Below are 7439 nucleotides of genomic sequence, written 5' to 3' on the forward strand. Positions count from 1 at the left end.
AGTCTTTTCTTGCAGGTTGCCGTTAAGGTCGTAGACGTAGGCAGTACGTTGGCCGTCAAACCCGGTTTCCTGTTGGATCAGGCCGTTGGGGTGATATTGCAGCCGGTAGGTTTCGCCAACCTCGTTTTCGATTTCAGTCAGCAATAAGCGAACGTTGTCGTAGCGGTAGTTGACCTGGGTGCCGTCGGCATTGATGCGACGGCTGATCAGGTGCAAACCATCCGCGTATTCGTAACGAGTCACGCGACCGAGTTCATCGCGCTCGGCGGTGATTTTTCCGTAGGGGTTGTAGCTGTATTCCCGCGTCGCACCACCTGGCAGAACTACCCGAACCAACCGTCCAACGCTGTCCCACTGATACTCGGTCAGCGCGCCGTGTTCGTCCTCACGGGCAATCTGCCGCCCAACATCGTCATAGCGATACCGCTTGATCCCACCATTGGGCAGTTGTTCTTCAACAAGCTGGCCACGCTCATTCCAGATCAGTCGCTGGCAACTGTGATCCGGCAACCAAACCCCAATCAGCTGCCCGTATTTGTTGTAGGTGTAATCGGTGATATGCCCTTCAGGGTCGATCTTGCGCGTGACATCGCCCTGATCATTTCTTTCATACTTCCAAACCGCTTCACCACGCCGCACAACCCGTACGAACCCGTTGTCATGCTCGTAGGATGTCGGCTCGTCGTCCCCCGGAAACACCGCCACCAAACGCCCAGCGTCGTCGTACTGATAAGCCGTCACCGCCCCCAGCGGGTCTTGCTCTACCGTTAGCCGGCCGTTGTCGTCGTAGGATTTGAAGTGCTGGGCGCCATCCGGATCAACCCGCTGCACCAGCCGCGCCCGCTGGTCATGTACATAAACTTCCTGGCTACCATCGGCGTTAAACACCGTGACGCGGCCGTCGTCATCCCAGGCATAGCGTGTGTCCATCTGCGAAAAGCTGGCCCAATGCCGAATGCATCGTGCCGCCTTGCCGGACCTTTCCCACTCCCAGAAAAAACTCGCCCCACCGGCCAAACCCCGTTCAAGAATGACGTGCTGGTCGTCGTAGCGATAAGTCTCGGTTTCGCCTACCGCGTTGGTCGCCGAAACCAGCCTGCCGAGTTCGTCATAGGCGTAGGAAACGACGCTTTGCTCGGTCACCCAGACGTAGGGCTCGTAGTCCTTAGCCCGCTGAATCTGGTACTCCACCGCCACAATGCGGCCCGATTCATACCGCAAAAACAGCGAGCGGCCCGCGCCGTTATCTACCCGTTCAATACGCCCCCCAAAGTCACGGGAGATACGCAGCCGATTGCCATACGCATCGCTGATCGCAGTCAGCGTACCGTTAACGAAATGGTAGAAACGCGACGCCTGCGCCAGCACCAACTCATCCGGCAAATCCCCCAGATAAATCGCCACTTCGGCCAAGCTATTGGTGATCGCTGGCCGAGTAGTGGTCGGCAAGGGTAGGGCAGTCGAGCGATTCTCATGATCGGTCCACACCACCGAATCACCCACAACCGAAAGCCGATGCGCCAGCGAGTGACTCCAACCAAACCCCAAGCCGCAATCCACTTCCACGGCACTGGTGCGATACAGCCGGCTCCACTCAAACGGCAAAATCCCGTCCAGCGCTCCGTCCGCCAGGGTCAGCAATTCCTCGCCGGTGACCATCGACACCGGGCAGCCGTTGGTGGCGGTTTTATCTGCACTTGAAGCGGCATCCCCGTGCGGGTTTTTCCCCGAAACAGGCACGTCATCCAGGTGCTCCTGCCGAACCAACGCCGTCCTCTGCACGGCCTTATCCCGAGCCATCGCCACCGGATTCGAAACCAACTCATCCCCAGCCCTCATCGGCACTGCCGGAATGGCCTTGATCGACGTCGCCGGCCCCCCCAACAACACCGGCTTTACCGCATCGGTATGCGCGGCCAAAGTCGGCCCTACAAGCTGCCGTGCCAGCAGCTCCAGCAACTGCCGCACCCGCCCGGACTTGATTTGGCTCAACACCTGCGCACCCAGGCGCACCACCACACCCATGGCGCCTGCAACCCTCAACAGCAGCAGGTTGATCAACACCTCGCCAGTGATTTCCCCCATCACCTCGCTCATGTCCTGGGGCGGCAACAGCCGTATCCAACTGGCTATCGCCGACAGGTAGATGAACATCAGCGGCTCATCACTGAGCACCAACAACCCCCGGGCAATGGCGTCGTCACCCAGCTTCAGGAACTCATCAAGTTCGGCTTCCGATAGGTACGCCAGCAGCTTTTCACTGTTGGGCTGGATGTCTGCCAACAGGTCATACAGCTGTGTGAAATTGTCCCAAAGGCTGTAAAGCGCCGTGCCCATGCCGCGTAGAAATGCCTTCTCCAACAGGCGGCGCTGGTCGAGTGGCTTGGCGTCGGTATAGGTTTTCCACTGGGCTTGGAAGGTGTCCGTCCACGCCTCGCGCAGGCGCACTTCCAGCTCATCAATCACCGTCTGGTAAGACGCATACAGCGCCTTGAGGTGATCATTGGAAACGTTGGGATAAAAGCTGACCCGATAGCGCTGGTTGCGCTCACACTCGGTGATTTCCAGAATGCCGCTCGGGCCGATGGTGTGGTGGATCGGCTCGCCCAATGGGCCGCCGTCGGGGTCGATACGTTGCAGCATCACCGGCGTATTGCCGATTGGCACAAATCGGGTGCTCTGGAACAGATGCACCAGTGTCAATGTGCCGTTTGCGCCGCACATCGCAGTGGTGTTGCTGGGAAAGAGCGAGCCGGTGACCGGCGCGACCAGTTCCACCTCGTCGCCGACTTTGAACACCTGCTCGACATCCAGCGCCGAGAAGCTCCAAAAGCTCGCAGCCCACTCGTCAAAGGTATTCAGGCAACCGCGAAAATCCCGGAAAACAGCCTCGACATCGACCGTTTTCACATCCATTGGGGTCAGGGCCAGCCTGCCAATGGCCGGGTTCACGCTTGAACCCGTGCGACAACTAAATTCATCTGCAATCCCTCGCCCTGTGTATTCAGGCGAGGGACTTTGCAGCGGATCTCAGGGGTGGGGAGTAGAGCTTATCCGGCCGTAATGTGGGAAATTTCGACAGGTTTCTGTGCCGTGCGCCCCAGCACCAGACTGCACAACGCCGGCAGGAACAACAGCGTCAACACCGTGCCCACCAACACCCCGCCAATCAGCACATAGGCCAGGGATGACCAGAACACCGATAGCGTCAGCGGGATAAATGCCAAGGCTGCCGCCAGCGCCGTCAAGATCACTGGCCGTGCACGGCGTACGGTGGCTTCGACAATCGCCTCGCGAATCGCCATGCCGTGCTCTTGGTTCTGGCGGATCTGGTCGGTAAAGATCAGCGTGTTGCGCATCAAAATCCCCCCAATCCCGATCAGCCCCAAAATCGCGTTGAAACCGAACGGCTGGTTGAACAGCAACAAGGTCGGCACCGCGCCAATCAAGCCCAACGGCGCGGTGGCGAAGACCATGAACATCACCCCGAACGAACGCACCTGGAACATGATCACCGTGAGGGTCAGCAGGATCATGATCGGGAACAATGCCGCCAGGGCCACGTTGGCCTTGGCGCTTTCCTCCACCGGCCCGCCAATGTCGATCTGGTAGCCGGCCGGCAGTTTGGCGATCAAGGGTTGCAGGTCCTTGTACACGGCCATTTCCACGTCGGGCGGTTGCACGCCGTCGATGATGTCGGCGCGCACTTCCACCGTGGTCGCGCGGTTGCGGCGTTTGAGAACCGGTTCCTCCATCACCGCCTGGAAGTGCCCGACCTGGGCCAGTGGCACCGAGGTCCCGGCGCTGTTGGTGAGGGTCATGTTGTTGAGGTTGCCCAGGTCTTCACGCTGGCTGCCCTGGGCGCGGGCCACCACTGAGACGGTGCGGTTGCCTTCGCGCACTTCGGTGATCGGGTTGCCACTGAGCAGGGCATTGAGCTGGGACTTGACCTCGTTGGGGGTAAAGCCCAGCAGGCGCAGGCGGTCCTGGTCCAGCACCAGGCGATAGCCGCTGGTGCGCTCGCCCCAATCGAGGAAGGCATCCTTGGTCAGCCGGTTGGCGGCGACGACTTGGCGCACGTCTTCGGACAGCCCACGCAGGACATCCACATTCGGCCCGGACACGCGGAACACCACCGGGAAGGGCACCGGAGGGCCGAACAAGAGTTGGGTCACACGCACGCGGGCAGCGGGGAATTCACCGGCGGCAATGCGCTCGCGCATGCGCAGTTTCAATGCATCGCGGGCATGGGAGTCCGGGGTCTGCACGATCAACTTGGCAAATGCCGGGTCAGGCAATTCCGGGTTCAGCGACAAGAAGAAGCGGGGTGCGCCGCCGCCCACATAGGTGTCGACCATTGTGGTCTGCGGCTCTTGCAGCAGCGCTTGCTCCAACTGCGCGGCCACCGCTTCGGTGCTTTTGAAGGCGCTGCCGGGCGGCATATACACCTCAAGGATCAGTTCGGAGCGGTCAGAGTTGGGGAAGAACTGCTTCTTCACCACGCCCATGCCCAACCCGCACAGCACGAACGCCGTCACCACCAAGCCGGTTACCAGCCAACGGCGCCGTACGCAGGCCTCCACCACCCCACGCAGTTTTTGGTAGTAACGCCCGGCATAGATCGCGTCATGGCCACCGGGCACGGGTTTGATCTGTGGCAGCAGCTTCACACCCAGGTACGGCGTGAACACCACGGCCACCAGCCAGGACGAGATCAGCGCAAAACCGACGATCCAGAAGATATTGCCGGCATATTCCCCCGCACCCGAGCGCGCAAACCCCACCGGCAGAAAGCCGATGATGGTCACCAGCGTGCCGGTCAGCATCGGTGCGGCGGTGGAGCTCCAGGCAAATGTCGCGGCGTGGATGCGGTCAAAGCCTTCCTCAAGCTTCACCACCATCATCTCAATGGCGATGATGGCGTCGTCCACCAGCAGGCCGAGAGAAATGATCAGCGCGCCCAGGGTAATGCGGTCGAACTCCCGCCCGGTGAGCAGCATGATCACAAACACCACCGACAGGGTCAGCGGCACCGCCGCCGCCACCACCAGGCCCACACGAAAGCCCAGGGCCAACAGGCTGATCACCATCACCACCGCCAGGGCAACGAAGAATTTGAGCATGAACTCGTTCACCGCCAGGCTGATGTTCTTCGCCTGGTCGGAGACCTTGGCGAAGTTCACCCCCAGGGGCAGGTCCGCCTGGATTTTTGCTTCCTGGGCCTTGAGGCTCTTGTCCAGCTCCAGGCCGTTCCAGTGCTTCTCCATGATCACGCCGAGCATCAGCGCCGGGTCGCCCTGGTGGCGGATGCGGTAGCTCGGCGGGTCTTCATAACCCCAGCTCACGGTGGCCACATCGGCGATGCGCAGTACGCGGCCGTTGACTTCCAACGGTACGTTTTCAATCAACGCCAGGCTGTCAAAGGCGCCGTCGATACGGATGTAGGCCCGGGCCCCGGCGGTCTCCACAAAGCCCGAGGGTGCCACGGCGTTTTGCGCGGCCAAGGCGGAAAAAATCTGGTCTGGCTTGATGCCCAGGGTCGCCAGGCGTTCATAGGAGAACTCCACAAACACCCGCTGCGCCTGCTCGCCGAGGATATTGACCTTTTTCACCCCCGGCAGGTTGAGAAACCCCTGGCGCAGCGCTTCGGCCATCTGCACCTGCTGGCGATGGGGCAGGTGTTCGGCCTCCAGCGCGTACAGCGCGAAGTACACATCGGAGTATTCATCGTTGAAGAACGGCCCGATCACGCCCTTGGGCAGTTTTGCGGCTTCGTCGCTGAGCTTCTTGCGGGTCTGGTAGAACAGGTCCTGGATTTCACCAGGGCGCGTGGACTCCTTGAACGTCATGCGCATCGACACGAAACCCGGCTGGGCGATGGTCTCGACGCGGTCGTAGTAATCCAGTTCCTGCAGGCGTTTTTCCAGGCGGTCGGCCACTTGTTCCTGCATTTCCTGGGCGGTGGCGCCAGGCCAGGCGGCGGTGATGGTCATGACCTTGACCGTGAAGGATGGGTCTTCGGCGCGCCCCAGTTTGCCGAACGAGAAGATCCCGGCGGCGAGGATCGCAAGGATCAAAAATAGCGTGACGGCACGGTGCTTGACCGCCAGTTCCGAGAGGTTGATACCGCGCATGCTCAGTTGTCCTGTTTGCGATTGAGGGCCAGCACCTGGGCGGGTAGCAGGCGTACGGCGTCACCGCTGTGCAGCAGGTGTGCGCCAAGGGCGACGATGATCTGGCCAGGGCTCACGCCACTGTCGAGCAGGGCGTGTTCCTGGCCGAGGCTGGCGACCTTCACTGGGGCGAAGCTGACGGTGTCGTCCGCGCCGATCAGCCAAACGCCCGTGCCTTGTCCCGCATCCTGCAAGGCACCGATGGGCACTCGGGTTTGCTGGGGCTGGCCGTTGCCTTGCAGGCGCACGGTGATGGTGGAACCGAGGGCGAAGCGGTCCACGGCGCCGTGCAGCACGTAGCGGGCGCGGTAGGTGCGGGTGGTCGGGTCGGCGCTGGCGGAGAGTTCGCGCAGGGTCGCGGTCACGGCTTGGTCGGGGGCGCCGAACGGGAACGCCAGGGCTTTCTGCGAGGCTTGGTCGCGCTGGTTTTCCGGCAGGTTGACGATGGCTTCGCGGGCGCCGTCATGGGCCAGTCGCGCGACGATCTGCCCCTCGGCCACCACCTGGCCGCGGTCGACCCGCACATCGGTGATGATGCCGTCGCCGTCGGCCTTGAGCACCGAGTAGGTGCGGCGATTTTCGATCTGGCTGGCATCGGATTGCGCTGCGGCCAGTTCGGCTTCGGCCACCCGCAGGTTGGTCGCCGATTGGTCGAAGATCTGCCGTGACACCGCGCCGGTAGTGGCCAGGCGCTGGTAGCGGTTTTCATCGTCACGGCGTTGGCGCAGTTGGGCCTGGGCGGCGTTGACGCGGTTCTTGGCCGAGCGCAACGCCAGTTCGAAGTCGCCGATGTCCAGTACCAGCAAGGTGTCGCCACGGGAGACGTGCTGGCCTGGGTCGACTTTGCGCTCGATGACCTTGCCGCTGACCCGGAAGCCCAGGTCGCTTTCCGTGCGGGCCGCCACCACGCCGGTGTAGGCGCTTTGCTGGGTGCCGGCGGCTTCGACTTTGGCGGCCAATACCGGGCGCGGCTGCGCTGTTTGGGCGGCGGTATCGGCCTGGCTGTTGCAGCCGCTGAGGATAATCAACAGGGCAAGGGGCGTGAGAAGGCGCAGGGGAGAAGGGTTCATGGCGGGCTCCGGGGGTATTACGAAAAATTACGCTGGTAATATTTTGCTGAATATTATGATCGAAATAAAAAATTAGCCAGCCCCTTCGATCGTGATGGTGCCCAATCTCCGGAAACGCCTGAGATCAACTGTGGGAGCGGGCTTGCTCGCGAATGCGGTGGGTCAGTTCACTGAATATATCGACTGATCCACCGCA

3 protein-coding genes are annotated in these 7439 nt (G+C 61.5%); all 3 read right to left on the reverse strand.

Translation table 11 applies throughout. The annotated features are described in order from the left end of the window. On the reverse strand, positions 1–2952 hold a 2952-nt coding region (locus tag DYL59_RS31015; protein ID WP_420359317.1), incomplete at its 3' end, for a DUF6531 domain-containing protein. Between the two features lie 98 nt (positions 2953–3050). Next, entirely contained in the window at positions 3051–6134 is a 3084-nt protein-coding gene (locus DYL59_RS31020; RefSeq protein WP_135292596.1) for an efflux RND transporter permease subunit, read from the reverse strand. A 2-nt stretch (positions 6135–6136) separates the two neighbouring features. Continuing rightward, positions 6137–7243, reverse strand: a complete 1107-nt coding sequence (locus tag DYL59_RS31025) for an efflux RND transporter periplasmic adaptor subunit (RefSeq protein ID WP_135292597.1) — start codon at positions 7241–7243, stop codon at positions 6137–6139. Positions 7244–7439: the final 196 nt, after the last annotated feature.

This window comes from Pseudomonas kairouanensis (genome assembly GCF_004682055.1).
GTDB lineage: Bacteria > Pseudomonadota > Gammaproteobacteria > Pseudomonadales > Pseudomonadaceae > Aquipseudomonas > Aquipseudomonas kairouanensis.

What these genes read in the sequence shown, in the direction of transcription:
- DYL59_RS31020 (WP_135292596.1), bottom strand. Translation starts at nt 6,134, where the DNA reads ATGCGCGGTATCAACCTCTCGGAACTGGCGGTCAAGCACCGTGCCGTC.
- DYL59_RS31025 (WP_135292597.1), bottom strand. Translation starts at nt 7,243, where the DNA reads ATGAACCCTTCTCCCCTGCGCCTTCTCACGCCCCTTGCCCTGTTGATT.